The sequence below is a fragment of the Paenarthrobacter sp. RAF54_2 genome (assembly GCF_052113945.1).
Lineage (GTDB): Bacteria > Actinomycetota > Actinomycetes > Actinomycetales > Micrococcaceae > Arthrobacter.
This window is the reverse complement of record NZ_JBFRDV010000015.1, coordinates 73,633-99,719: the sequence shown is the minus strand read 5'-3', so window position 1 is coordinate 99,719 and position 26,087 is coordinate 73,633. Positions and strand designations below refer to the sequence as shown.

Sequence of the window (26,087 nt, the reverse complement as noted above, 5' to 3'; positions counted from 1 at the left end):
ATTGATTGTTGGCCCGGCCGCTGGAATTTCTACATGGCAGCAGGCGGACCACCTCCATTCATACCTGGCAGCTGGCAAAATCCAGTTGCGTGAACAAAAGGTCCCATTATGAAGTCTGATATCCACCCGAAGTACGAAGCTGTTGTTTTCAACGACCTGGCTTCCGGCACGAAGTTCCTGACCAAGTCGACTGTGTCTTCCTCGAAGACCATCGAATGGGAAGACGGAAACACCTACCCGGTTATCGACGTCGAAATCTCTTCGGAGTCCCACCCGTTCTACACGGGCAAGCAGCGCATCATGGACTCCGCTGGCCGCGTCGAGCGCTTCAACGCTCGCTTCAAGGGCTTCGGCGGCACGAAGTAACCCACTTCACCCCAAGGCTTTTCGAAAGCCCGCATCGCTGGAATTTCCAGCAATGCGGGCTTTTTTGTTTTCCGGCAAGATGGAACGCATGACGTCCCAGCCCGTACCCGAAAAGCCCACTAACTACATTGACGACGGCGCCACTCGCCTTCACGGGGAGTATAAAGTTCCCGGCGGCAAACTCGTGGTGGTGGATCTGGACGTCCAAGGCGGCCTCTTGGCCAACGTTTCACTGAGTGGCGACTTCTTCCTGGAGCCGGACGAAGCCCTGCAGGACATCAATGCGGCGCTGACGGGCCTGCCTTCGACGACGTCGGCTGCAGACATCACTGCAGCTGTCTCAGCCGGGTTGCCCCCAGGGTCCGTGCTTTTTGGATTCTCGGCGGAGGCCGTGGCAGTGACCGTCCGCCGTGCGCTGTCCAAAGCCACAGGCTGGTCCGATCACCAATGGGAAATTATCCCGCCTACGGTCCTGCCCACCGAGGTTAACGTCGCACTCGATGAGGTCCTCACGGAAGCAGTCGGCGCGGGACTGCGAAATCCCACCCTGCGGTTCTGGGACTGGGAGGAACCTTCAGTGGTGATCGGGAGTTTCCAGTCCGTTCGCAACGAAGTCGATCCTGAAGGCGTGTCCAGGCACGGCATCACGGTAGTCCGCCGGATCAGTGGTGGCGGTGCAATGTTCATGGAAGCCGGCAACTGCATCACCTACTCCCTCTACGTGCCGCAGACGTTGGTGGACGGCATCAGTTTCGCTGATTCCTACGCCTTCCTTGACGCATGGGTCATGGCGGCGCTGGAGAAGCTTGGCATCACGGCTTTCTATGTTCCCCTCAATGACATCGCCACTGAGCAAGGCAAGATCGGTGGCGCGGCCCAGAAACGGCTCGCCAATGGAGGCATGCTGCACCACGTGACCATGAGCTATGACATCGACGCTGACAAGATGGTGGAGGTCCTGCGCATCGGCAAGGAGAAGCTCTCAGACAAAGGCACGCGAAGCGCCAAGAAGCGAGTGGATCCATTGCGCCGGCAGACCGGCTTGGCCCGCGCCGCTATCATCCATGCAATGCAGGAAGTCTTTACGGAACGCTACGGTGCAGTTGAGTCCCGCGTGTCGGACGACGAACTTTCGGAGGCCAGGAAGCGGGTGGAAACGAAGTTCGGCACAGAGGAGTGGTTGTACAGGGTTCCCTAACCGGCGGCCTGCGCCGTCAGCGCCCGTAGCAGGTGGCTGCGCTGTTCGATGATGATGCGGCGCAAAGCGCGGGGTGCATCGGCATGCTCATGCAGCCACCGGTCAGTCTTCACCAGCACTGGATGCGTGATCGGCTCCATCCCGGCGGAAAAATCCTGGGCGCCGGGGTAGAGACCCCTGACGATCCTGCCTGCGATCTCGATACTGCGCTCAGCCCAGACACGTTCCAGGCATTCAAAGTAGGGCTCGATGTATGGCTCCAGGAGGTCTCTGGGCGCAATGGTGAAACCCGTGATTGTTGCACTGAGGATCTCGTTGGACAGGCCGGTGGTGTTGACCGCTGCGTCCCATGCTGCAGCCTTTACGGAGGGGGCAGGGCGGGCTGACGAGGCCACTGCGTGGCCTTCACGGCCGGAGGCCGTCTTGTCCGCCTCAAGTTCAGCGTCCAGCTCGCGCTGCGTGGCTTGTCCATGGGCGGCGAGGGCCTGCCAGAAACTCCAGCGCAGTTCAGCATCAACGGCCAGGCCCTCAATAACGGTGCCGCCTTCCAGGACGCCGCGCAGCAGGGGGAGCTCGCTGTCGCCGTGCCTGGAAACATCGGCCAGGGTTCTGGCCCACGCAAGCTGGTGGTCGGATCCAGGGGCTGCGCATTGCAATTGGGCGGCGGCGACTGCCAGGAAGTCCTTACGCGCGCCTTCCCGCATGACAGGGGGGACATAACGTTCAATAGCGGTGGCCGCATTGCCCAGCACGTTCAGGAGGACGCCGATGCCGGTTTCGGTGGCTGCGAATTGTTCGACGGCGGCCACGTACCGAACCGCTGGCGTAGCGCCATCCCGAGCCGAATCCCACAGGGCGGTCCAGCACAGCGCACGTGCCATGGGGTCCTGGATGGTGCCCAGGGAACTGCGGACCGTGTGCTCCGAAATGACGTCCAGCCGCACCTTGGCGTAACTGAGGTCCTCATCGTTGACCAGCAGCAGGGCGGGCCGGGGCTTCCCTGCCAGTTCGGCCACCAGCGTGCTCGGGCCAGAGACGTCCAGCTCGATGCTCTCTCGCCGGACGAGGTGGCCGGAGGAATCGGGGTCATACAGGCCCAATCGGAGTCGGTGGGGCCGCAACTCCTGCCTGCCGGTCAGGGGGTCGGTTGCATCCTGTTGGAGCGTCACGGTGCCCATGATCCCGTTGTCATCAACGATGTCCGCCGTGATGGTGGAAATGCCCGACGTCTGCAGCCACTGGCGTGCCCAGCCGGCAAGGTCCCTTCCCGACGCGACGCTGAGCGCCTGCAGAAGGTCCTGTAAGGAGGTGTTGCCGAACTCGTGGTCCCGGAAGTACTGACGGGACCCGGCAATAAAGTCGTCAAAGCCTACGTAAGACACCAGCTGCTTCAGAACAGAGGCCCCTTTGGCATACGTGATTCCATCAAAGTTCTGCTTGGCCGCCTCGAGGTCCGGAATGTCGGCAACGATGGGGTGCGTGGTAGGCAGCTGGTCCTGTACATAGGCCCAGGCTTTGCGTTTACTGGCGAAATTCACCCATGCGGTATCCCAGTCAGTGGCACGGTCCACGCCGAGGGTCCCCATGTAGTCGGCAAAGGATTCCTTCAGCCAGAGGTCATCCCACCAGGTCATGGTGACGAGGTCGCCGAACCACATGTGGGCCATCTCGTGCATCAGTGTGTTGGCACGGGCCTGGTACTGGGCGTCCGTTGCCCGCGAAGCGTAGACATACTTCTCGGTGAAGGTGACCAGCCCGGGGTTTTCCATGGCGCCGAGGTTGTACTCGGGCACGAACGCCTGATCGTATTTGCCCCAAGGATAGGGGTAGTCGAAAAGTTCGTTGAAGAACGCCAGCCCGCTCTTGGTCAGCCGGAAGAGTTCATCGGCATCGAACGACTCCGCCAAAGACGCGCGGCAGTAAAGGGCCAGTGGCACGTCAAGGCGGGTGCCGTCGTCGAGAGTTGCTCCCCAATGATCCGTCGCCTTGAAGTAGGGCCCGGCGAGGATCGTGGTGATGTAGGTGGACATCCGCTTGGTGGTGGCAAAGTCCCAGCAGCATGCTGCCGCATCATCCGCTAGAGGCGTTCGGGCGGTCTCCACGCCATTGGAGGCGACTTCCCAGCCTGCCGGAGCGATCACGTGGAAAGTGAATTCGGCTTTGAGATCGGGCTGCTCGAAGTTGGCGAAGACGCGGCGGCTGTCGGCCGGTTCGTACTGGGTGTAGAGGTAGCACTGGCCATCGGCGGGGTCGACAAAACGGTGCATGCCCTCTCCGGAGCGGCTGTAGAGCGCTGTCCCGGTCACAGTGACGGTGTTTTCGGTGGCGAGGCCTTCCAGGATGATTCTGTCCCGGTCCACGGCACGGTCAACATCAAGCTCCCTGCCGTTCAGGACCACGGACTTCACTCCGCCACTGATGAAATCCAGGAAGGTAGCTGAACTGGGCTTGGCTGAAAACCTGATGGTGCTGGTGCTCGTGTAGCCGGCGCTTGCGGGATCTGCCGCGTCGCGGACATCGAGGGTGACGTCGTAGCTGTGGGTGGTGATCAGGGCTGAACGTGTAGCGGCTTCGTCGCGCGAGAGATTGTGATTCGACACACAGCTATCTAATCATGATCCATACGGCGCCCAGGCCCAGCGTTGCGATCAGCAGCCACGATCCCAGTGCAACAGCAACGGCACGGCCACCGGTATGAACCAGGGTGCGCACCCGCACGGCGGAACCGAGCCCAAACAGGGCGGTCGCAAGCAGGATGTCCTGTACTCCAGCGGCGGCTTCCAGAGCTGCCGGTGGCGCCCACCCCAAGGTTCGGACGCCCACCATCGCGATGAAGCCGAGGACAAACAGCGGGACTATCGGCGGGAACCTGCCGTCGCCGTCGTGCTGTCCTGATGGACCTGGTACCCCATTGGACCGCCGCCGGACGTGCATCACCCGCTGGTGGAGCCCTGCCGCCGCCGCGATGGGCGCAAGAAGCACCACTCGCGTCAATTTAACGACGACGGCGACAGCCAGCGCCGCTGTCCCCGCAGTTTGGGCGGTGGCAACCACTTGACCGACATCATGCACTGATGCGCCGGTCCAGGCTCCGAATTGTTCCGGGTTCAAGCCCAGGGGGTGCATGAGGAGGGGGAGCACTCCAATGGCCAGAGTGCCGCACAATGTCACCAGCGCCACGGGAAGAACAGTGTCCTGATGCTTGACCCGCCGTACCGCTGCCATGGCACCGATGGCAGACGCACCACAAATGGAAAACCCTGTGGCGATCAGAAGGGCCACCTCGTCCGGAAGGCGCAGGATCTTCGCGAGTCCATATGTCCCGGCGAAACTCAGTACTACAACGGCCGCAATCAGAAGCAGTGACAACCACCCCAATCCCAGGACGTCGCCCATGCTCACCTTGAGTCCAAGCAGGACGATTCCGGCACGCATGAGGTGCTTCCCGGCGAAGTCCAGGCCTGGCCGGGCGCGCCCCGCCGCCCAGACAGCAGTGCCCGGTATATTTGCAGAGAGCAGACCCAGTGCAACAGCAAGCGTCATGACGGGAATGACCCCCAATGCCGGAAATACCGTGTGGACGGTAAAGGCGAGCCCCGTTGCGGCAATACTCAGGACCAAACCCGGCCCCAGCCGGGACAGGTGGGGCGCAAGACTGTTCAAGGGCATGCCTCAACCCTGCCGGATGGGGGCACCGAAAGGCGAACCGGGAGTCTCCGGAAACCGCGACACAATCAGTGCGAAATGCGCTTGACTCAAAAAGGTGATTGTCTAATTCCCATGTCTGACCTATTTCAGGATTATTCCGAGGCCGCTGCGCGCAGCGGTGCCTACGACGAGATGTTCGCTCCCGGCCACGTCGCCAGAAAATCCTACGGTCAGGTCTCCGGTGCACTGCGCGAACTTTCCCTGGCCGATGTCACCGCCCGCGCCGATTCCATGGCACGTACGTTCCTGGACCGCGGTGTGACGTTCGACTACGCGGGGGAGGAGCGGCCATTCCCGCTGGATATCGTCCCGCGCGTTATCCCCGCCGATGAGTGGGACGTCCTTGAGCGCGGCGTGGCGCAGCGGGTCAAGGCCCTTGAAGCGTTCCTCAACGATGTGTACGGCCGGATGGCCGTGGTGGCTGATGGCGTCATTCCCCGGCAACTCGTCACCACAAGCGCCCATTTCCACCGTGCGGTTCACGGCTTCGAGCCTTCCGGTGGTGTTCGCGTCCACGTCTCAGGCATCGACGTCGTCCGTGATGCCGAAGGCACCTTCCGTGTCCTCGAGGACAACGTCCGGGTCCCCTCCGGCGTGAGTTACGTACTGGAGAACCGCCGTGCCATGGCAAAGGGCCTGCCCGAGGCATTTGGCCAACAACACATCCGGCCGGTGGAGGAGTACCCCCGCAGGCTTCTCTCAGCGCTGCGCAAGACCGCACCGGCCGGCGTCGACGATCCCACGGTTGTGGTCCTCACGCCTGGCGTGTTCAACAGCGCTTATTTTGAGCACACCCTGCTTGCCGGACTCATGGGCGTGGAATTGGTGGAAGGCCGGGACCTGATCTGCCGCGGCAACCGTGTGTACATGCGGACCACAGCCGGCGAACAGCGTGTGGACGTCATCTATAAGCGCATCGACGACGACTTCCTGGATCCCCTGCAGTTCCGTTCCGATTCCATGCTTGGTTGCCCTGGCCTGGTCAACGCCGCCCGCGCTGGTGGCGTCACCATCGCCAACGCCGTTGGCAACGGCGTAGCCGACGACAAGCTCGTGTACAGTTACGTGCCTGACCTGATCCGGTACTACCTTCACGAAGAGCCAATCATCGCCAACGTCGACACTTTCCGGCTTGAAGAAAAGGAAGCCAGGGAACATGTTCTGGACCGCTTGGAGGAGCTTGTGGTCAAGCCCGTCGATGGTTCGGGCGGCAAGGGCCTGGTCATCGGTCCGGATGCTTCCAAGGAAGAGCTTGACGCTTTGCGGAAGCGCGTGATTGCAGATCCGCGCGGCTGGATCGCACAGCCCGTTCTTCAGCTCTCCACTGTTCCCACGCTCTCCGGAGACAAATTCGGGCCGCGGCACGTGGACCTCCGCCCCTTTGCGGTCAACGACGGCGACGACGTCTGGGTCCTTCCCGGCGGCCTGACGCGTGTGGCGCTCAAGGAAGGTTCCCTGATTGTGAATTCCAGCCAGGGCGGTGGTTCCAAAGACACCTGGGTGTTGGCCAATTCGCCACAAATGCCTGCCGAGATCATTCCGCGCCAGTCCGTGACGGTGCGCGAGCAGGTTTCTGTGTGGCCCGTGGAAAGCAATTGGCGGGACCGCCAAACGGAGCAGCAGCAGTGAGCCGGATCGCAGGCCTCAGCAGAATCCCTTCTCGATCAAACCCTGAACTTCGACAAGCACCACGCGAAGGAGGCGCAGTTTCATGCTGAGCCGTATTGCCGAGTCACTTTTCTGGATCGGACGCTACGTAGAGCGGGCCGACGGCACTGCCAGGATCCTGGATGTGCACCTGGAGCGCCTGAACCACCTGCCCCTTGAAGAGCAACGCAGTGTGGCCCGCGAACTCCTCGCCGTGATGGGCGCAAAACCACAAAGCGAAGACTTCGGCCTGCCGGAGTTGCTGCACGCACTTGCCTATGACAAGCAGAGCGCATCCTCCATCGCGGGCTCGCTTGGCGCCGCACGTGAGAACGCACGCAGGGCGCGGGAGACCGTCTCGCAGTCGCTCTGGGAAAGCCTCAACACTACGTATTACGGCCTCAGCCAGCATCGCAAAGACGTCGTGGGAACCTACCGTTTCTGCAACTGGGTCCTTGAGCGGACCGCCATGGTGCGCGGGCTGGCGGACACCACCGTCAGCCATGACGAGAGCTGGCTGTTCATGGTGCTCGGGCGTTCCCTTGAGCGTGCCGACATGACAGCGCGCATGCTGTCTACGCGGGATGTGCAGTCCGCGGGAATGTCGTGGGTGAACATGCTGCGCTGCGCCGGAGCCTATGAGTCTTTCATCCGGACCCGGAGGGCCGCATTTGGCGACCAGCACGCAGCCGAGTTCCTCCTTCTGGACCGTTTGTTCCCGCGCTCGATCGTCTACGCCCTGCGCGACGCGGACGAGTGCCTGGCAAAGCTGGATCCTTCAGCACAGCGGGTCGGCTTCATCAATGATGCGCGTCGGATTGTCGGGCAGGCCAGAACGTTCCTTGAGTTCCACCGGACGGATGACCTGATGTCCGAACTGCCCGAGCATATGGAACGTGTGCAGAAGGCTGTAACCCAGGCTTCGGACGCGATTTCCCGTAAGTACTTCAATCAGGCTGATGAGCACGCCTGGGTGGGAGAAGTTTCATGACCCGGCTGAGCATCGTCCACAAGACGGCCTACAAATACAACCGACGCGTGACGTTGTCCTACAACGAGGCGCGGATGACTCCACTGACGGACGGCCAGCAGGTGGTCCTGGAATCCTCGCTGAAGGTTTCACCCAACCAGGCCTCGGTCAGCACCTACCGCGACTACTGGGGCACGCGCGTCACTGCCTTCGATATGCAGATGCCCCACGAGAGCCTCGAAGTCCTTGCAACGGCCACGGTGGAAGTGCACCGGACCGAGCGAGTGGCAACCGAGGACGACATCGTGGGCTGGGACGTTATTGCCTCGGAGAAGGTCCAGGACGATTTCAGCGATTGGCTGCCCCAGTCCCGCCTGAGCGGTCCGGGTGAGGAAGTCCTCGGCATCATTCCAGGGGTGGTCGACGGTAAGAACCCCCATGAGGCCGCGTTGGCGGTCTTTTCGTGGATGGCCGGCGAGATGACGTACATGAAGGGCACCACCGGTGTCACGACGAATGCCGAACAGGCGTGGACGCAACGCCAGGGTGTCTGTCAGGACCTCGCCCATTTGGCCATTGGTGCATTGCGTAGCCGGGGCATTCCAGCGCGCTACGTTTCCGGATACATCCATCCGCGATCGTCCGCTGACATCGGCGAAACGGTTGCCGGGCAGTCCCACGCGTGGCTGGAGTGGTGGGACGGCGAATGGCGCAGCTGGGATCCCACCAACCATAAGCCTGCCGGCGACTACCACGTGACCGTGGCGAGGGGACGGGACTACCGGGATGTTCCGCCGCTGAAAGGTATTTTGTCCGGCGGCGGAGGTTCGGGGCTATCCGTTTCCGTGGAGATCACCCGCCTCGCATAAGCAGTTAATGAACAGATATGGCCCCCAAGAAGCGCTCTTGGGGGCCATATCTCTACACAAACTCGAGGATTTTTTGATCTACCAGGGGGAGGGCTTGTAGTCCTTGAGGAACACTCCGTACTGGTCCTCGCCGTTCTCGCCCATCACGATGGGGTCATATACGCGGGCAGCACCGTCCACCAGGTCCAAGGGCGCGTGGAATCCTTCTTCCATGAGCCGCACCTTGGTGTAATGAGGACGTTCATCAGTGATCCAACCGGTGTCCACGGCAGTCATGAGGATGCCATCGGAATCCAACATTTCCTGGGCACTGGTTCGTGTCATCATGTTCAAGGCAGCTTTGGCCATGTTGGTGTGAGGATGTCCCGGCCCCTTGTAGGCACGGGAGAACTGCCCTTCCATGGCCGACACGTTCACGATGTACTTTCGCCTCGCCGTTGAGCGTTTCATGGCATCGCGGAGGCGGCTGACCAGCAGGAACGGAGCTGTGACGTTGCACAGCTGCACTTCGAGCATTTCGAGCGGATCCACTTCGTCCACTACTTGCGTCCAGCTGTTGATGGTGGCGAGGTCCGGCACCAGCCCGCCGGCATCGATAGCCGTTCCGGATTCAATCCGGGCCAAAGACGCCGAGCCGGTAGAGAGCGCCAGGGAAGTGATCGCGTCTCCGGCCAGGACAGGATGCTCGGTGACGCTGCTGGCCAGGGCCAGTGGATGCTTGTCATGGGCGTGGCCGAACGTGACAAGCTCGGGCCCTCCGTTGGAAGCCTCCAATACCGCCGGCAAGGGCTCGTCCTCGGCGTCAACCAAGGGTTTGTAGGCGTTACCGGTCCGCCGCACGGTTTGCGCGGCATTGTTGATGATGATGTCCAGCGGACCGGCCTTGTTCAGGGAGTCCGTCAGGGCCATCACCTGGGCGGGATCACGGAGGTCAATGCCAACGATCCGCAAGCGGTGCAGCCAATCCGCGCTGTCTTCCATGGCCGCAAACCGACGTGCCGCGTCTTTGGGGAAGCGCGTTGTGATGGTGGTGTGGGCACCATCCCTGAGCAGGCGGAGCGCAATGTACATACCAATCTTGGCGCGGCCACCGGTCAACAAGGCATTGCGACCCGTGAGGTCTGTGCGGGCATCGCGTTTGCTATGGCTGAATGCAGCGCACTCGGGGCACAGCTGGTGGTAAAACGCATCCACCTGCGTGTAGTGCTGCTTGCAGATGTAGCAGGGACGCGAACGGATCAAGTGGCCCGCGACCTCGCCGGTCGCTGAAGGAGCGAGCTTGTTGCCACGGGTTTCGTCGTCAATGCGGTCCGGTGCAGCTGTTGCCGTGAGGGCAATGACTGCACGGTCCGCTTCCGCGATCAGATCCCGCTTGGTGACGCGGCGGTGCCGCTTGACGGCTTTGAACATTTTGCCCGTTGCGCGGCGGACCGCGACGTAGTCCGGGTGCTCCTCGTCATAGACGTGGATTGTGGTCAGAACCTTGAGGCAGGCCTGGATCTCTTCAGGCGTCAGATCGGTGGAGCTCATTGACCTGATTTTACAGCCTTGGGAGCCTGGGGCCTGCCTCGGGTTCTACCAGCGCAACCGGTGATGAAGGGGAGCCTAGCGGCCAGCGCCGTTTGACGCTGCGTCTACTACCCGGGCCTGGATTCCGGCAGCTACCTTTTCTGCAGAATCCCGGATATCGGGGTCATCCTGCGTCGCAGCCTTAACGGCTTCCGGCAGGCCCCGGCGGTACTCTGCGGACAACGCGAGCTCCTCTTCGCCAGGTTCAGGTACAAGCTGTCCCTTGGCAAGGACTGTGATCCCGGATTCGGTGACCTTGTAGCCACGGGCCTTGTCCAGCGCCGGGTCCAGTCCGATCGCAGCGCCGGCCGGGACTTTGACGTTCTTGTCCAGGATGGCCCGCTTGATCACTGCACCTTCGCCGACGCGGACCTTGTCCATGAGTACCGAGTCCTGAACACGGCTGCCCGCCTCCACGAAGACATCGTTGGAGAGCACGGAGCCTTCAACGATGCCGCCTGAAATGACCACACCGCTGGCCACGATGGAGTCCAGCGCCGTACCCACCGTGCTGTTTCCGCCGCGCACAAACTTGGCGGGAGGGGAAATGCTCTGGCGGGTGTAGATGGGCCATTCGGAGTTGTAGAGATTGAAGATGGGAACGGGGGAGATGAGGTCAACGTGGGCGTCGTAGAAGGAGTCGATGGTGCCAACGTCCCGCCAGTAAGTACGGTCACGTTCCGTTGCACCAGGGATGTCGTTGAGCGTGAAGTCATAGACTCCGGCCTCACCCTTGTCCACGAAGTAGGGAATGATGTCCCCGCCCATGTCGTGCTTGGTATCCAGTCGCTCAGCGTCAACATGGAGCGCCTCAACGAGGGCGTCGGCATTGAAGACATAGTTGCCCATCGAGGCGAGGAACTGGGTGGGATCGGCCGCAAGTCCTGGCGTGCTGGCCGGCTTCTCCACGAATGCCCCGATCTTCTGGGGATCGTTCTGGTCAACTTCAATCACACCGAATTGGTTGGCCATGTTCAGCGGCTGTCGCACGGCTGCTACGGTAGCCTTCGCGCCACTGGCAATGTGCTGTTCCACCATTTGGGAGAAATCCATGCGGTAAACGTGGTCTGCGCCGACCACAACCACGATGTCCGGAGCGTCGTCGTGAATGAGGTTCAGCGACTGATAGATGGCGTTGGCGCTGCCAAGGAACCAGCTCTTGCCGACGCGCTGCTGCGCCGGAACGGAAGCTACATAGCGGCCCAACTGTGTGGACATGCGCCAGGTCTCGGAGATATGTCGGTCAAGGCTGTGCGATTTATACTGCGTCAGAACCACGATTTTCAAATATCCCGAATTGACCAGATTCGATAGTGCAAAGTCAATAAGCCTGTAGCCCCCGGCGAACGGAACTGCTGGCTTGGCCCTATCCGCCGTCAAAGGCATGAGGCGATTACCTTCGCCGCCAGCCAACACGATTGCCAATACTTTCTTCAACGCCATGGTCATAGCTCCCCGTACGTCTTCGTAGCCCCCAAAAGTCCGATTTTCCGGACCCTTTCACACTAGAACACATAAGCCGGAACGACTACGTTGGGTAACGTGCGAATAGACATTGTGACTAAAGAATTCCCTCCGGAAATTTATGGCGGTGCCGGTGTCCACGTTGCCGAGCTCAGCCGTGTGCTGGCGAAGCACGTGGATCTTCATGTCCGGGCGTTTGGCGCCCCACGTGATGCCGACTACCATGGGGCCACCGTGGCCTCCTATGCCACACCCCAGGACCTCGGCGAGGCCAATGCTGCCCTCCAGACGTTGGGCGTGGATCTTCGGATCGTTCCGGACATTGCGGGAGCGGATCTCGTCCACTCGCACACCTGGTACGCCAACATGGCAGGACACCTCGCTTCGCTGCTGCATGGCATTCCCCATGTATTGAGCGCCCACAGCCTGGAGCCGTTGCGTCCATGGAAGGCCGAACAGCTCGGTGGCGGCTACGCCTTGTCCTCATGGGTGGAGAAGACAGCCTACGAAGCTGCCGCGGCGATCATCGCCGTATCCGATGGCATGCGGCAGGACATCCTGCGCAGTTACCCTGACGTTGATCCCGCCAAGGTCCGGGTGGTACACAACGGGATCGACGTTTCCCTGTGGGAACGGGACGAAGAGGACGATGCCATCCGCGCGTTGGGCATAGATCCCGCCAAGCCAAGTGTGGTGTTCGTTGGCCGGAACACCCGCCAAAAGGGCGTCCCTTACCTGTTACGCGCCGCTTCCAGTCTTCCCGCCGATGTTCAACTGGTCCTCTGCCTTGGTGCAGCTGACACTCCCGAATTGGCAGCTGAAACAGCACGCCTCATTGAGGAGCTCCAAAGCAAGCGCGAGGGCGTGATCCTCATTGAGCGGATGCTGCCGCGCCGGGAACTCATCCAGGTCCTCAGCCATGCCACCGCATTCGCCTGCCCCTCCATCTACGAACCGCTGGGCATCGTGAACCTTGAAGCAATGGCTTGCGGCGCCGCTGTAGTGGCAAGCGCTACGGGCGGCATTCCTGAGGTAGTCCAGCATGGCGAAACCGGCTTGCTGGTCCCTTTGGAGCAGGTTACCGACGGCACGGGAACGCCGCTGGATCCACAGAAATTTGTGGCCGACTTCGCTGCAGCCCTGAACGAGGTAGTGACAGATCCAGAGCGCGCCCGCAAGATGGGCATGGCGGGCAGGCGCCGCGCCGAGGAACATTTCTCGTGGGAATCGATCACTGAAACCACTCTTGAGGTATACCGCTCCGTTCTTAACTGAGCACCCTTAACTCAGCCCGGCCCGTCCGGGAAAGCAGGCAAACCACGACGGCGCCGCCCCCTTGAGTGGGGACGGCGCCGTCGTGGTTTGGCGAAACTTCCTAAAAAGTTCACTGACGGGAAATCTCGTACTGTTACCGGGACTTGGATGCCTTTAGTGCCAGTAGCGACTTCTCGTCCGCCGGTGCGGATCCGCTGGCGCGCTGTTTGCGGAAGTGCGTGCTGGCCTCGTCCTGGCGGCCTGCTTCAGCGCCGGTAGCGATTGCTGCACGCAGGTGCTCCGGACCGTAGCCAAACGCGTCCACGAGGTCCAGCGCGTGGGGACGGATCTTGACCAGCAAGCGGTTGATGTAGGTCCCCACGGTCCTGCCGCGTTGCATCGAGAGCCGGCCGTTCATGAGGTACCACGACAGGTGCTTCTCGATGAGCGAAAGCCCGAACAGGTCCCGCAGCCAGGTGAGGACCCGTTTGGTTCCCTCATCGGAAACCTCGGCCAGTGCCTCCGTGAAGGCTTCCCACTGGAGGAGCTCCGCGTGGGCTTGAGCGGCTTCGATGAGTTCGTGCTGGTGCTGGTTGAACAGGGCTGCCGCCTGGTGCTGCGGCAGCTTATTGGCACCCTTCAGCGCAGCACCTACTTCGGCCACCATGGACTGCACACGGTCAGTCAGCAGGGTCCGCTGGCCTTCCTCGTCGCGCAAAGCCAGCGCTGCTTTCTGCACCGAACCGGTGTCAGCTACAAACTGGGCAACCTGGCGAAGGCCCGTCCTGTGCAAGGCGACACCCGCGGCCTGGTCCACTACATAGCGTGCAAGCACGCCGAAGTCCGCACTGCGGAATTCCTTGGCGTAGTCGGCCAGGAGGCGCTTGGCCACCAACTGCAGCAGGACGGTGTTGTCGCCTTCAAAAGTCACGTAAACGTCAAGGTCCGCGCGCAACGAGGCAAAGCGGTTCTCGATCAGGAATCCTGCACCACCACAGGCTTCGCGGCATTCCTGCAGGGTGTCCAGGGCATGCCAGGTGCTGAGGGGCTTCAGCGCGGCCGCCAAGGTTTCCAGGTCCTGACGGTCGGCGTCGGTGTCGTGGGCTCCGGAGAAAACGTCGTCGAACTTTTGCAGAAGCTGCTCGTGGGCAAAACTGGCGGCGTACGTCGTGGCAAGCCGTGTGAACAGTCGCCGCTGGTGACGCTGATAGTCCAGCAGGACTTCTTCCTCAGTGGGGGAGGATGCATTGAACTGGCGGCGCTCCGTGGCGTACTGGATGGCTGTTTTGAGCGCCACCTTGCTTGCCGCCACAGCTGCACCGTCCAAGGAGACCCGGCCCTGCACCAGCGTTCCGAGCATCGTGAAGAAGCGGCGGCCAGGGCTCTCGATGGTTGATGAATACGTACCATCCACCGCCACGTCACCGTAGCGGTTCAGGAGGTTGGTGCGGGGGATACGGACATCGGTGAAATGGAGCCTGCCGTTGTCGATTCCGTTGAGGCCGCCCTTGATGCCGTCATCCTCACCGCCGATTCCTGGCAGGAATTCTTTGGTGGTGGGGTTGCGCAACTCTGCATAGAAGGCATGGACACCGTGGTTGACGTTCTTGGTAACCAACTGCGCAAACACGACGGCGGCAAGTCCATCATTTGCCGCGTTGCCGATGTAGTCCTTCCAGGCTGCCCGGAAGGGCGTGTTGATGACGAACTCCTGGCTACCCTCGTCATAGGTGGCCGTGGTGGCGATGCTTGCGACGTCGGAGCCGTGGCCCGTCTCCGTCATCGCGAAACAACCCGGAATTGCCAGGCTCATGATGCCGGGGAGCCATTTGTCGTGGTGCTCCCGGGTACCAAGGTGCATGACAGCGGAGCCAAAGAGGCCCCACTGAACGCCGGCCTTGATCTGGAGTGAGGGGTCCGCCGTGACCAGCTCTTCGAATCCGGCGATGTTGCCGCCGTGATCATCCGAGCCACCCAGGTGGGTGGGGAACGCCCGGTGGACAGCATTGTTATCCACCAGGAACTTCAACTGTTCAAACACGCGGGCCCGGTGTTCGGTGTGGTGCAGGCCTTCGATCTTCTGGACATCGGGATGACCCGCTACTTCGCGGGCTTGGTGCCGGATGTGGGCCCACTTGCCCATGAGCTGCTCACCCAGCGCCGCGACATCCACCACAGCGTCCGCACCCTGCTTGCCGGAGCCAATTGTGCCGGATGCGCTGTTGCCGGATGCACTGGTGCGCGTGGCCGCGTCCTCGCGGCCTGACGGTTGATGGGCTGATGCCGCCCGGTCCACTACTTCAGTCATGTTGTTTCCTTCTTTGGTTCCTACAACTGATGGGTCGTTGCTCATGTCAGGTTGTTGCTTTGAGTTCGGGGGCGATGCCCACGCACAGCCAGTCCGTGATATTTCCGGCCATGGTGGCCTGGTTCGGTTTCGCCTCGGAGGCGGGGCTTCCCAGCCACATTTCGCCGGCGTTCCGAACGAGCCCAATGGCTGCGGTGGGCCAGTACTCGATCAACGCCTCTTTCTCTGCACCGAGGTACTGCCGCATAGGTGTGGCGATCATGTCCGTGATTTGTTCGAAGAAGTTTCCCAGCGCACCCGAGGCCGCAATGGCATCCTGCGAGGAAGCTTCCCCGGGCGTCAGCCGGGTAATGAACGCATAAACATTGGGGCTGGATTCTGCCATTTGCAGGTAGGCAGAGACCATGGCGTAGAGCCCTTCGCGCGGAGTCTGCGCCAACTGGGCCGCTTCCTTCATGCGGCGTTGCATTTGCCCCAGTACCACTTCTCCCATGGCCTGTTGAAGGCCTGCCTTATCGCCGAAATAGCGGTAGTACACCGACTTTGAGGTGCCCGCGGCACCGGCGATGTCTTCCATGGACGCCTCGCTGCCCAAGGCATGCACAGCTCTGCGTGCTGCCTTGATGAGTTCGCGCCGACGCTCCTCGCGATGGCTCTGCCACCTGGCGGCACGCCCATCCACTGCAGGATCCGGGACGGCGCCGTCGGCCTCCGCTGCGGTATCAACAGCGCCAGCGCGGGAAGAGGCAGGAGCGTGCGGAAATTCTGTACGACGACGGTTCACGATACCTAGCGTATCAGGTACGCTGGGTATCAGTAACTGGTATTCATCGAAGGAGTCAAGCATGGCTGCAGCAGACGGACCCGCGGGCACGAACACAGGTACAAACAGCTTCGCAAGCGCAGAGCAGAGTGCCGAACAGAACAAGGGCATTCAAGGGACGCGTTCTGCCGTGATCGTTGGAGGCAACAGGATTCCGTTTGCCCGGACGGGCGGCGCTTACGTGAAGTCCTCCAACCAGGACATGCTTACTGCTGCACTGGATGGACTGATCGCCCGCTTCGGGTTGCAGGACGAGCGGATCGGTGAAGTAGCAGCTGGGGCGGTGCTGAAGCATTCACGGGACTTCAACCTCACCCGGGAGGCGGTACTGGGTTCGGCGCTATCTCCAGAGACACCTGCATACGACCTTCAACAGGCATGTGCAACGGGACTGGAAACCGTGCTAGGGCTTGCCAACAAGATCAAGCTTGGCCAGATCGATTCCGCGATCGCCGGTGGTGTTGACTCCGCGTCCGATGCCCCGATTGCTGTCAGCGAGGGGCTGCGGGAGATCTTGCTGGACCTCAACCGTGCGAAGACCTCCGTCCAGAAGCTGAAGATCCTGGCCCGTATCCGTCCAAAGGATCTGGCCCCGGATGCTCCCAACACCGGCGAACCACGTACCGGCCTCTCCATGGGCGAACACCAGGCCCTCACCACGGCACAGTGGAAGATCAGTCGGGAGGCACAGGATGAACTCGCGTTCAACAGCCACCGCAACCTCGCCGCCGCCTACGAACGGGGCTTCTTCGACGACCTCATCACTCCCTACCGGGGCCTGAACCGGGACTCCAATCTTCGGGCGGACACCACATTGGAGAAGCTCTCCACGTTGAAGCCTGTCTTTGGCAAGAACCTGGGATCCGAGGCCACGATGACGGCCGGCAATTCGACGCCACTGACCGACGGTGCGGCAACCGTGCTGCTTGCCACCCAAGAGTGGGCGGACAGCCGGGGCCTGCCCAAACTCGCCACCGTCCTGGATGGTGAGGCGGCCGCCGTCGACTTCGTCCACGGCAAGGACGGACTTCTGATGGCGCCGGTCTTTGCCGTACCGCGCCTCCTGGCCCGCCATGGGCTGACTCTGGAGGACTTCGACTTCTTCGAAATTCACGAGGCCTTCGCCGGAACCGTCCTCAGCACCCTGGCTGCCTGGGAAGACGAGGACTTCGGACGARCGCGGTTGGGGCTGGACGGCGCTTTGGGAAAGGTGGACCGCGCCAAGCTCAACATCAACGGTTCCTCGCTCGCTGCCGGACACCCATTCGCAGCAACCGGTGGCAGGATTGTGGGGTCGCTGGCAAAGATGCTCCATGACAAGGGCACCGTGGACGGAAGACCGGCACGTGGCCTGATTTCCGTGTGCGCCGCCGGCGGGCAGGGCGTTGTTGCCATTCTGGAAGCAGCCTAGGGGAGCGCGATGACAGACAAGTACACCAAAATCGTCAGCAAAGGACTGGGCAAGGACGTCGCCAAAAGGCTCGGCCTGCCACAGCCCGTGGAGCTGCGTCGACACCAGCCAGGCGCACCGCTCGTCACTGGGCCGGTGCTGGTCAACGGCGACAGCCTGGGCGCAGATGACCTCGCCACTACGCTTCTTGGTTGGGGCCTGGACATCCGCCGTCATGCGTTGCCCAAGGAAAAGCTCGGGGCCATCATTGTTGTCCTCGACGGCGTGCAGCACCCGGAAGATCTGGGCAAGCCAGTCCTGACAATTGGCGCTTCCTTGCGGGACCTCGCGCCCAATGGACGCGTCATTACCGTCTCAAGGACGGCCAGGTCGGCACCTGCGCCCGCTTCGGCCGCCGCCCGGCAGGGCATCGATGGCCTCGTGCGTTCACTGGCCAAGGAATTGCGTGCTGGAGCCACGGCGAACGGCATTCTTCTTGACGAGGACTTAGCCACCACCAGCCCATCCACGCTGGGGGCGCTCCGATTCTTCCTTTCCGGCCGCTCCGCCTACGTGGATGGCCAGTTCCTGACGATCAGTTCGTCCTCCGGCAGCCTGCCCTTCGACGCCGACAAACCCCTTGCCGGAAAAGTTGCCGTTGTCACCGGTGCAGCGCGGGGCATTGGAGCGGCGATCGCCCGTACGCTCCACCGTGATGGCGCGAAAGTTGTGCTGGTGGATATTCCTGCAGCAGGCGACCATTTGACGGCGGTCGCCAACGAGGTCCATGGAACCGCGCTCCAGCTGGACATCATCCGCGACGACGCCGGTCACCGGATCATCGACCACGCAGTGGAACGCCATGGCCGGCTCGACGTCGTAGTCCATAACGCGGGCATCACCCGCGACCGGCTCCTAGCCAACATGGATGAGGGACGCTGGCAGTCTGTCATCGCCGTCAACATCGCTGCGCAATTGAGGATCAACGGGACCCTCCTGGCATCCGAGCACTTCAAGGACAAGCCGCGCATCGTTTCGGTGGCATCCACCAGTGGGATTGCGGGTAATAGAGGCCAGACCAACTATGCCGCGTCCAAGGGGGGCGTGATCGGAATGGTGCGCTCAACAGCGCCGCTCATGGAGTCCTTCGGGGGGACGATCAACGCCGTAGCGCCAGGGTTTATTGAAACAGAGATGACGGCCCGGATGCCGTTCGCCATCCGGGAAGCAGCGCGAAGGGTCAATTCCCTCAGACAGGGTGGCCAGCCCCAGGACGTAGCCGAAGCCATTGCCTTCCTGGCGAGTGACGCCGCAGGCGGAATCTCGGGCGGAGTGCTTCGTGTATGCGGGCAGCAAATGGTGGGAGCATGAGCAAACCCCAGCCCGTCATCCTTGGGGAGCTGCCGTCGCTGTCCAAGCTCTACATGAATGCCGCGGCAACTGCCGCTCGACGGCGGGTCCTGGGGTCATCGGCGGGGCCGGCGACACTGCCTGCCGCTAGCCACGAGGTCAAGGGGGTCCAGGCGGACGTCGCCAATCTCACCGCCTACCAGCACCTTCTGGGGGAGACCGCCAGTGACATCCTGCCAGCAGGTTTCGTCCACGCGCTGGCGTTTCCGGTGTCAATGAGTGTCATGAACCGCGATGATTTTCCGTTGCCATTGCTCGGGATGATCCACCTCAGGAACCATGTGGAACAGCGGGTTCCCATCCAGTTCACAGAAGCCCTGGACATCCGGTCATGGTCGGAGAACCTTTCGGGTCACCGGGCGGGTACGCAAGTCGATGTCATCGCCGAAGTCCGCTCGAGTTCGTCAGGCGCGCTGCTGTGGCGGGGACTTTCCACGTACCTTGCGAAAGGGGTCTTCCTGCCTGGCATCGACAAGCCGGGAAGCTCAAGTGGCTCCGGTGATAATGGCGGCTTTTCTCCGCCGGACCCTACGGCCCTGTGGCAACTCGACCTGGACATCGGCCGTAACTATGCCGCCGTCTCCGGCGACTTCAACCCCATCCACCTGAGCGTTCTATCGGCCAAAGCCTTGGGTCTGAGAGGGTCCATTGCCCACGGCATGTACCTTGCCTCCCGGGCGTTGGCAGACGTCGGTGCGGTCAAGTCGGATGCCTTCACTTGGGACGTGGCGTTTGAAGCGCCTGTGTTCCTTCCGGCCCGGGTGGCGCTGGACATCTCCACCATCCAGTCGGAAACCGGGGCTTGGCAGCGTTCGGACTACGTGGCGTGGAACCCACGCAGCGGTCGGCGTCATTTCAGGGGCGGCGTGGCGCCCTTGTAGGAACCTGTTGGAACTTGGTTACTTCGAATCTTCCTCTGGATAAACTCACTTGGCGCTGGGAATCCTGCCTGGACGCCGCCCAATACATTGGCGGGGAGTGATGATCTCGATGATCGAGACCGTCACCGAATGGGAGGAAGGTCGCGCCCTCGCCACCAGGAACGAGCCGTCGACACTGGTGCCCTTCAAACAAGCCAGCTCCAGGCTCGTCCTCCAACCACATGGCGAGGGGACAGCGATGGCCTTTGACTACCGTTATGTGCCCAGGGGTGGGCCACTCGGGCGCCTGACCGGCCCCCTGATTGACAGAATGCTGACGGCGACCTTCGAAAGCATGCTGGCAGCGGTCGAGAAGGCTGCCCGCCAGGCAACTGAGAGGTGATGCGCTTGTGCAGACCCCCCTTCAGATTCGAACATATGTTCTATTCTTAGTTCATGAGACCCAAGCAAGACTCCAAAGCTTTCGCCCGCATGATGTTGCAGACCGAGGCGGAGGCAAACCACCCCAAACCTGACGATGGCGAGATCATGGAGCTCGAGCAGGGTGCCCAACCGCTTGTCCGTGTTGGTGAGGTGTACGGACGTGCGATCAAGCACACCCGTACCTATGGCCTGGTGGAGTGGATGGATGATCGGCGGGACTATCACGTGGAATGGTTTCCGGCCGGACAGATCAAACGCGTGGCCCAGGAGTCATGGAGGGGCTGGCCGTTGGCTTAGCAAACGGTATGAATGATCGGACAAGCCTCACCCAGGGTGGCTGAGGGCACAAAAAAACCCCGGTTTCCCGGGGCCTTCTTTGTGCGCGGAGGGGGACTTGAACCCCCACCCCCTTTCGAGGACTAGCACCTCAAGCTAGCGCGTCTGCCATTCCGCCACCCGCGCAGGTGGTGTTCAGAGAAGCCATTCTGCACCTTCCGGTGCTTCACTTTCCTCCGAAGCAGCGAGAAAAACTCTAACACGGTTTGAAGCAACTAAAAAATCGATGCTGGTCAGGACCGGGTGCAAGCTTTCAACCCGTGGCGATGCCCGGAATTGCTCAACCGACGGCGCTTCCGGTGAGTAGGCTGGTGGAACACGGGACGGTAGAACTGCGGGGTCCGCAGTGCGCGTCGCCGGCACCTGCAGCCCAGCCAACGCAAGGAGAATTTCCATGTCTGTCATCCGCCCCGAAGATGAAGTTGTCCGGATCTGCCAGGAGCTCATCCGTATCGACTCCTCCAACTTCGGCGACGACACCGGACCGGGCGAACGCGCTGCTGCGGAGTACACGGCTGGCCTGATCACGGAAGTGGGTCTTGAGGCCGAGATTTTCGAGTCCGCACCGGGACGCGCCAACGTCGTCACGCGCATGGCGGGGGAGGACCCCTCAGCTGACGCGCTGGTGCTCCACGGACACCTGGACGTTGTGCCGGCCCTGAAGGATCAGTGGAGCGTTGACCCCTTCAGTGGTGAGCTGAAGGATGGACTGATCTGGGGCCGCGGTGCCGTGGACATGAAGGACATGGATGCCATGATCCTGTCAGTGATGCGGGACTTCGCCAGGACTGGCCGCAAGCCCAAGCGGGACATCATTTTTGCCTTCTTCGCAGACGAGGAAGCGGGCGGCACTTATGGCGCCCGCTATGCCGTGGAGCACAGACGAGAATTGTTCGATGGGGCCACCGAGGCTATCTCCGAAGTGGGTGGATTCTCCGCGACTATCGGCGGCCAGCGGACCTACCTGCTTCAAACTGCAGAAAAGGGGCTGTCCTGGTTGCGCCTGGTTGCCCATGGACGGGCAGGCCACGGCTCGCAGATCAATACAGACAACGCGATCACCAGGCTCGCGGCCGCAGTCACCAGAATCGGCCAATACAAGTGGCCTGTGGAACTCACTCCCACCACCAGGCAGTTCCTGGACGGCGTGACTGAACTCACCGGCGTCGAATTCGATGCGGACAACCCGGACATCCTTCTCAAGGAGCTTGGCACCGTTGCCCGCTTTGTTGGTGCGACGCTGCAAAATACCTCCAACCCCACCCTGCTCCGCTCGGGCTACAAGCACAATGTCATCCCGGAATCGGCGGAGGCTTTCGTGGATTGCCGCACGTTGCCTGGCCAGCAGGAACTGGTGTTCGAGACCATCAAGGAACTCGCTGGGGACGGCATTGAGATCAGCTACGTCAACAAGGACGTCTCCTTGGAGGTGCCGTTCGCCGGCAACCTGGTGGACTCCATGATCGACGCCTTGCACTCGGAGGACCCGGGCGCCAAAGTGCTTCCCTACACTCTCTCCGGAGGTACCGACAATAAGTCCTTGAGCAAGATCGGCATCACCGGTTATGGCTTCGCTCCGCTGATGCTGCCGGACGAGTTGGACTTCACGGGCATGTTCCACGGGGTGGACGAGCGGGTACCTGCGGAGTCCCTGCAGTTCGGCGCGCGCGTGCTCAACAGGCTGCTGAGCAACTACTAAGAAGCAAGATTCAGGAGGGCAGGTTCGCGATGACTCCAGAGGAAATCCTTCCGGATGAACTGTTGGAACGGCTACGCGGGCGGGCGGCCGGTTATGACCACAACAACGTCTTCTTCCATGAAGACCTTGAAGAGCTGGCAGCCGCCGGTTACCTGAAACTGTTCGTGCCAGTCGCCGACGGCGGTATGGGACTGGGTCTGGAAGCGGTAGCTGCGTTGCAGCAGCGTCTCGCCACGGCAGCGCCTGCCACAGCGTTGGCAGTCAACATGCACTTGGTCTGGACCGGCGTCGCGCATGTCATGGCCTCCAGGGGAGACGACTCGCTGGACTTCGTGTTGAAGGAAGCCGGCACGGGGGAAGTGTTCGCTTTCGGAATTTCCGAAGCGGGCAACGATTCAATGCTGTTCGATTCAACAACCATTGCGGAGCCACTGCCCGACGGAGATTATCGATTCACCGGACGGAAGATCTTCACTAGCCTGTCCCGAGGTTGGACCCGTCTGGGAACGTTTGGCAAGGACGCGGAGGGCAGGGACGGAGAGGGCGAGTTGGTTTTCGGGTTCGTCCATCGCGATGAACCCGGGCACGAAACCCTTGACGATTGGGACACTCTGGGCATGAGGGCAAGTGCGTCAAACACCACCCTGTTGAAGGGAGCGGTGGTTCCGTCAGGGAGGATCTTCCGTAAACTGCCTGTCGGCCCCAACCAGGATCTACTGATTTTCGCGATCTTTGCCTGCTTTGAGACCTTGCTGGCAGCCGTCTACACGGGATTGGCAGAACGCGCCTTCATGCTCGGCGTTGAAAGCGTCAAGCGGCGGGTCTCGGCGAAACACGGCGGACGCAGTTTCGCCCAGGACCCGGACATTCGCTGGAAAGTTGCCGACGCGGCCCTGGCCATGGACGGTATCTATCCCCAGTTGTCGGCAGTAGCGCGCGACGTCGACAATCTGGTGGACCATGGACCCCAGTGGTTCCCCAAGCTTGTTGGACTTAAATCGCGGGCCACAGAAAACGCCCGGTATGTGGTGGATCTGGCGATCAGGGTCACGGGAGGATCCAGCTACTTCCGCGGCTCGGAACTGGAACGCCTCTACCGGGACGTACTCGCTGGAATTTTCCATCCGTCCAACGACGAATCGGCGCACAACACGGTGGCGAACGCCTGGCTGGGGCCCCTGGACAGCTGAGGAACCTGGATAACTAAGGCAACTGGACAACTAAGCAAACTGAACAGCTGACTAAACCGTGCGCTGCACGGAATAGACTTTTCGGCGCAACCAGAAGCGTCTGCCGCCGCCGAGGTATAGCCGGCTGCGTTCCAACTCCCACTTCCCGTACTCCGAGTGCTCGGCGAGCCGACGCCGGGCTTCGGGCAGTGAGTCGTCAGGTCCCACCGTCAGTACGAGGTACTCGTACTGACGTGCATAGTCACGTTGGCGCTCTTCGGAGCTGCCTCGAAATTGTTCCTTCATCCCTCTCCATTTTCGTCCTTTTCGGGCTAACGTGAAGTCATGAGCATCGATCCGCGTGTCGCGCTTCAGTCACTGGCTGCTGCCCTGGAAGAGCATTTGGCCGCCGCTTCCGCCCGTCGGGGCGAGGGTGACCCCAACGTCGAGGCGGCGTTCTTCGCCGTCGCAGATGCCTTCGAGGTTTACGAAGACGCCTTGTACGAGGCATATTCCGAGGTTACTCCGCTGCAGGTGTTTGATGACGAGGAAGAGGACGATGACGAGATCCTGGACGAAGACCTCGAAAGCCTGGAGGACTAGGAGCTTCCAATAAGCGGCAACTAACCGGTCACCAGCGGTGGCCGGTTTTTTGTGTCGTTCGGCGACCTGTTTGTCCTGTTTGCAGCCCGAAATGTAGGGGTTTTTGGTGGTGTTGAGAGGTCTAAAGCACGTAGTCCTGCGTGATCCGGCTAGGTACTGGCACGTAGGAGCCATGGGTAAACCTGCGCAAACTTGAGTACCGACTACTGGTGCGCCTCCTGACAGCCGCCGCTTCACTGGGATGTAGGCAACGGCAGGTCTGCGAAGAGGGCTGACATGGTAAAAGTTCCAGTCTTGCGTTCGGGCAAGGTGGCGGCACCTCAGGGTCCGCACGACTTTTCCTTGGGCGCGGCATTCACAGCGAAACCTGGTGTTGTCGACGTCAATCCGCCGGCGTCTCCCTGGATTGACAAGTCCGTTGCTGCACAACGGGCTGAAAAGGCGGGACTGGCGGCGTTGAGGGCAGATGTCACCCTGGACCTCAAGCCGCCAGTCACCCACCGCAGACCCCGCAGCTCCTCCTCTTTGGCTGACCGGTCAGACCGGCACAACGGGTCTGGCTGGACCAAGACTCTCACCAGCAGTCTTCGATTGGCAGACGGAGCCCTCGTAGCGGCAGCCGTCACGGCCGGTTTCCTACTGAACACAGATGGCCTTTCCGTTGCGGCAGGCGGCATCGGACATGAGCGGCACCTCATGCTCGGTTTCCTCCTTGGCATAACCTGGCTGGGCGCACTGGAGGTCTATCGGACACGGGACGCGAAAGTACTCGGAGTTGGGCCTGAAGAATACAAGCGTGTCCTGTCCGCAAGCCTGCGGGTTTTCGGCTTTCTGGGGCTCGTGGCGGTCGTTGTCCGGCTGGAGTCCGCTAGCTCCTTCGTCCTGGTGTCCCTGCCCGTGGGCTTGGTGGCCCTGGCAGGCAACCGGTGGATGTTCCGCCGCTGGCTGACGCGCGAAAAGTCACGCGGCCGCTGCCTCTCCCGTGCCATTGTGGTGGGGGAGCCACAGGACGTCAGATACGTCATCAAGCAAATCAACCGGAAGTCCGGTGCCGCGTACAACGTCCTGGGGGCATGCCTTCCAGGGGCGCGGCGGGGTGCCGTATTGCTGGTGGATAATGTGCGGGTTCCCGTCTTGTCATCGATTTACGGCATCGCCCACACTGTGCGTCAGACGGGCGCCAACGCGGTGATCATTGCCGGACCGCTCCCTGGTGGCAACCGGTTCATCCAGGAGTTGGGCTGGCGCTTGGAAGAAGATGCCGCCGAACTGGTCCTGGCAGCAACGTTGACCAACGTGGCCGGCCCGCGCATCCACTGGCGCCCCGTTGAGGGCCTGCCCCTGATGCACGTAGATATTCCGCACTATTCCGGTGGCAAACACACACTCAAACGCCTCCTGGACATTGTGGTCTCGGCTGCTGCCTTGCTTTGCCTTGCGCCAGTGCTGGCTGTTTTGGCGCTGATAGTCAGGTTGGACAGCCCGGGTCCAGTGCTTTTCCGGCAGGAACGGATTGGCAGGCGCGGCACCACCTTCCAGATGCTGAAGTTCCGTTCGATGGTGGTTGATGCCGAAGCGCGGCTGGAAGAACTCAGCGGAAAGGACCAGGGCGCCGGTGTCCTCTTCAAGATGCGCGAGGATCCACGCATCACCAAGTGTGGCCGTTGGATGCGCAAGTACTCCTTGGACGAGCTACCCCAGTTCTGGAATGTGCTGGCCGGCAACATGAGCCTGGTGGGCCCTCGTCCACCGCTCCTTCGCGAAGTCAGTGGCTACGAACGGCATACCCATCGCCGGCTGCTCATCAAACCCGGAATTACGGGCTTGTGGCAGATCAATGGACGATCGGACCTTCCCTGGGATGAGGCTGTCCGGCTGGACCTCTACTACGTCGAAAATTGGTCGATAGCGGGCGACCTGATGATCATGTGGCGGACCTTCCGGGCCATGATCCAGCCCTCCGGTGCCTACTGATGGGCTCGCTGGAACTTACTGGCTGA

At 61.5% G+C, this 26,087-nt stretch carries 22 protein-coding genes and 1 tRNA gene; 15 read left to right on the top strand and 8 right to left on the bottom strand.

Annotated elements, in window-relative coordinates; translation table 11 throughout:
* Window positions 1–108: 108 nt before the first annotated feature.
* Window positions 109–366 carry a type B 50S ribosomal protein L31 gene (locus AB4Y87_RS16320; RefSeq protein ID WP_216925747.1) on the top strand — a complete coding sequence of 86 codons (258 nt, stop codon included), beginning with the start codon at window positions 109–111 and terminating at the stop codon, window positions 364–366.
* Window positions 367–454: 88 nt separating this feature from the next.
* The gene (locus AB4Y87_RS16315) at window positions 455–1,564 is read left to right on the top strand and encodes a lipoyl protein ligase domain-containing protein (protein WP_442005360.1); all 1,110 of its coding nucleotides are present in this window, start codon (window positions 455–457) and stop codon (window positions 1,562–1,564) included.
* On the opposite strand, the gene pepN is transcribed toward AB4Y87_RS16315, so the two are convergent.
* The gene (gene pepN, locus AB4Y87_RS16310) at window positions 1,561–4,164 is read right to left on the bottom strand and encodes an aminopeptidase N (protein WP_442005359.1); all 2,604 of its coding nucleotides are present in this window, start codon (window positions 4,162–4,164) and stop codon (window positions 1,561–1,563) included. The two genes, AB4Y87_RS16315 and pepN, sit on opposite strands and share 4 nt — an antisense overlap.
* Window positions 4,165–4,168: 4 nt before the next feature.
* Entirely contained in the window at window positions 4,169–5,233 is a 1,065-nt protein-coding gene (locus tag AB4Y87_RS16305) for a YeiH family protein (protein WP_442005358.1), read from the bottom strand.
* A gap of 111 nt (window positions 5,234–5,344) precedes the next feature.
* Between AB4Y87_RS16305 and AB4Y87_RS16300 the strand changes: the two genes are divergently transcribed.
* The 3 genes from AB4Y87_RS16300 (at window position 5,345) to AB4Y87_RS16290 (ending at window position 8,758) form a co-directional block, all read left to right on the top strand.
* Window positions 5,345–6,901: a circularly permuted type 2 ATP-grasp protein gene (locus AB4Y87_RS16300; RefSeq protein WP_442005357.1), complete on the top strand. Its 1,557-nt coding sequence runs from the start codon at window positions 5,345–5,347 to the stop codon at window positions 6,899–6,901.
* An 82-nt stretch (window positions 6,902–6,983) separates the two neighbouring features.
* Window positions 6,984–7,910, top strand: a complete 927-nt coding sequence (locus AB4Y87_RS16295) for an alpha-E domain-containing protein (protein WP_216925742.1) — start codon at window positions 6,984–6,986, stop codon at window positions 7,908–7,910.
* Entirely contained in the window at window positions 7,907–8,758 is an 852-nt protein-coding gene (locus AB4Y87_RS16290; protein ID WP_442005356.1) for a transglutaminase family protein, read from the top strand. Before AB4Y87_RS16295 ends, AB4Y87_RS16290 begins: the two co-directional genes overlap by 4 nt.
* 78 nt (window positions 8,759–8,836) lie before the next feature.
* On the opposite strand, the gene AB4Y87_RS16285 is transcribed toward AB4Y87_RS16290, so the two are convergent.
* Both AB4Y87_RS16285 and glgC read right to left on the bottom strand, forming a co-directional pair.
* A complete protein-coding gene (locus AB4Y87_RS16285; protein WP_442005355.1) occupies window positions 8,837–10,288 on the bottom strand; it encodes an SDR family NAD(P)-dependent oxidoreductase in 1,452 nt (483 codons plus the stop codon).
* A 75-nt stretch (window positions 10,289–10,363) separates the two neighbouring features.
* A complete protein-coding gene (gene glgC / locus AB4Y87_RS16280; RefSeq protein ID WP_442005354.1) occupies window positions 10,364–11,776 on the bottom strand; it encodes a glucose-1-phosphate adenylyltransferase in 1,413 nt (470 codons plus the stop codon).
* 93 nt (window positions 11,777–11,869) lie between these two features.
* Here glgC and glgA point away from each other — a divergent pair, with 93 nt between their 5' ends.
* The gene (glgA, locus tag AB4Y87_RS16275; RefSeq protein ID WP_442005353.1) at window positions 11,870–13,066 is read left to right on the top strand and encodes a glycogen synthase; all 1,197 of its coding nucleotides are present in this window, start codon (window positions 11,870–11,872) and stop codon (window positions 13,064–13,066) included.
* Window positions 13,067–13,199: 133 nt separating this feature from the next.
* On the opposite strand, the gene AB4Y87_RS16270 is transcribed toward glgA, so the two are convergent.
* Together AB4Y87_RS16270 and AB4Y87_RS16265 are read right to left on the bottom strand one after the other, a co-directional pair.
* Complete coding sequence (locus AB4Y87_RS16270) at window positions 13,200–15,353, bottom strand: acyl-CoA dehydrogenase family protein (RefSeq protein WP_442005352.1); 2,154 nt, start codon at window positions 15,351–15,353, stop codon at window positions 13,200–13,202.
* A 46-nt stretch (window positions 15,354–15,399) separates the two neighbouring features.
* Complete coding sequence (locus AB4Y87_RS16265; protein WP_442005351.1) at window positions 15,400–16,200, bottom strand: TetR family transcriptional regulator; 801 nt, start codon at window positions 16,198–16,200, stop codon at window positions 15,400–15,402.
* On the opposite strand from AB4Y87_RS16265, the gene AB4Y87_RS16260 reads away from it, so the two are divergent.
* The 5 genes from AB4Y87_RS16260 (at window position 16,199) to AB4Y87_RS16240 (ending at window position 20,577) form a co-directional block, all read left to right on the top strand.
* Window positions 16,199–17,587 carry an acetyl-CoA C-acetyltransferase gene (locus AB4Y87_RS16260; protein ID WP_442005350.1) on the top strand — a complete coding sequence of 463 codons (1,389 nt, stop codon included), beginning with the start codon at window positions 16,199–16,201 and terminating at the stop codon, window positions 17,585–17,587. The genes AB4Y87_RS16265 and AB4Y87_RS16260 overlap by 2 nt on opposite strands.
* Before the next feature lie 9 nt (window positions 17,588–17,596).
* Window positions 17,597–18,937, top strand: a complete 1,341-nt coding sequence (locus AB4Y87_RS16255; RefSeq protein ID WP_442005349.1) for a 3-oxoacyl-ACP reductase — start codon at window positions 17,597–17,599, stop codon at window positions 18,935–18,937.
* The gene (locus AB4Y87_RS16250) at window positions 18,934–19,857 is read left to right on the top strand and encodes a MaoC/PaaZ C-terminal domain-containing protein (protein ID WP_442005348.1); all 924 of its coding nucleotides are present in this window, start codon (window positions 18,934–18,936) and stop codon (window positions 19,855–19,857) included. Before AB4Y87_RS16255 ends, AB4Y87_RS16250 begins: the two co-directional genes overlap by 4 nt.
* A 97-nt stretch (window positions 19,858–19,954) precedes the next feature.
* Complete coding sequence (locus AB4Y87_RS16245; RefSeq protein ID WP_442005347.1) at window positions 19,955–20,239, top strand: SRPBCC family protein; 285 nt, start codon at window positions 19,955–19,957, stop codon at window positions 20,237–20,239.
* 53 nt (window positions 20,240–20,292) lie between these two features.
* Window positions 20,293–20,577, top strand: coding sequence for a hypothetical protein (locus tag AB4Y87_RS16240; protein ID WP_442005346.1), 285 nt, complete (start codon window positions 20,293–20,295; stop codon window positions 20,575–20,577).
* An 82-nt stretch (window positions 20,578–20,659) separates the two neighbouring features.
* Here the strand turns inward: AB4Y87_RS16240 and AB4Y87_RS16235 are convergent.
* Window positions 20,660–20,742, bottom strand: a tRNA-Leu gene (locus AB4Y87_RS16235).
* A gap of 268 nt (window positions 20,743–21,010) precedes the next feature.
* Here AB4Y87_RS16235 and AB4Y87_RS16230 point away from each other — a divergent pair.
* Together AB4Y87_RS16230 and AB4Y87_RS16225 are read left to right on the top strand one after the other, a co-directional pair.
* The gene (locus tag AB4Y87_RS16230) at window positions 21,011–22,315 is read left to right on the top strand and encodes a M20/M25/M40 family metallo-hydrolase (RefSeq protein WP_442005345.1); all 1,305 of its coding nucleotides are present in this window, start codon (window positions 21,011–21,013) and stop codon (window positions 22,313–22,315) included.
* 29 nt (window positions 22,316–22,344) lie between these two features.
* A complete protein-coding gene (locus AB4Y87_RS16225; protein ID WP_442005344.1) occupies window positions 22,345–23,505 on the top strand; it encodes an acyl-CoA dehydrogenase family protein in 1,161 nt (386 codons plus the stop codon).
* Between the two features lie 51 nt (window positions 23,506–23,556).
* Here the strand turns inward: AB4Y87_RS16225 and AB4Y87_RS16220 are convergent, their stop codons facing one another.
* A complete protein-coding gene (locus tag AB4Y87_RS16220; protein WP_216925728.1) occupies window positions 23,557–23,790 on the bottom strand; it encodes a DUF5703 family protein in 234 nt (77 codons plus the stop codon).
* Window positions 23,791–23,829: 39 nt separating this feature from the next.
* Here AB4Y87_RS16220 and AB4Y87_RS16215 point away from each other — a divergent pair, with 39 nt between their 5' ends.
* Both AB4Y87_RS16215 and AB4Y87_RS16210 read left to right on the top strand, forming a co-directional pair.
* Window positions 23,830–24,087: a hypothetical protein gene (locus tag AB4Y87_RS16215; RefSeq protein WP_442005343.1), complete on the top strand. Its 258-nt coding sequence runs from the start codon at window positions 23,830–23,832 to the stop codon at window positions 24,085–24,087.
* A 276-nt stretch (window positions 24,088–24,363) separates the two neighbouring features.
* A complete protein-coding gene (locus tag AB4Y87_RS16210; protein WP_442005342.1) occupies window positions 24,364–26,061 on the top strand; it encodes a sugar transferase in 1,698 nt (565 codons plus the stop codon).
* Window positions 26,062–26,087 lie beyond the last annotated feature (26 nt).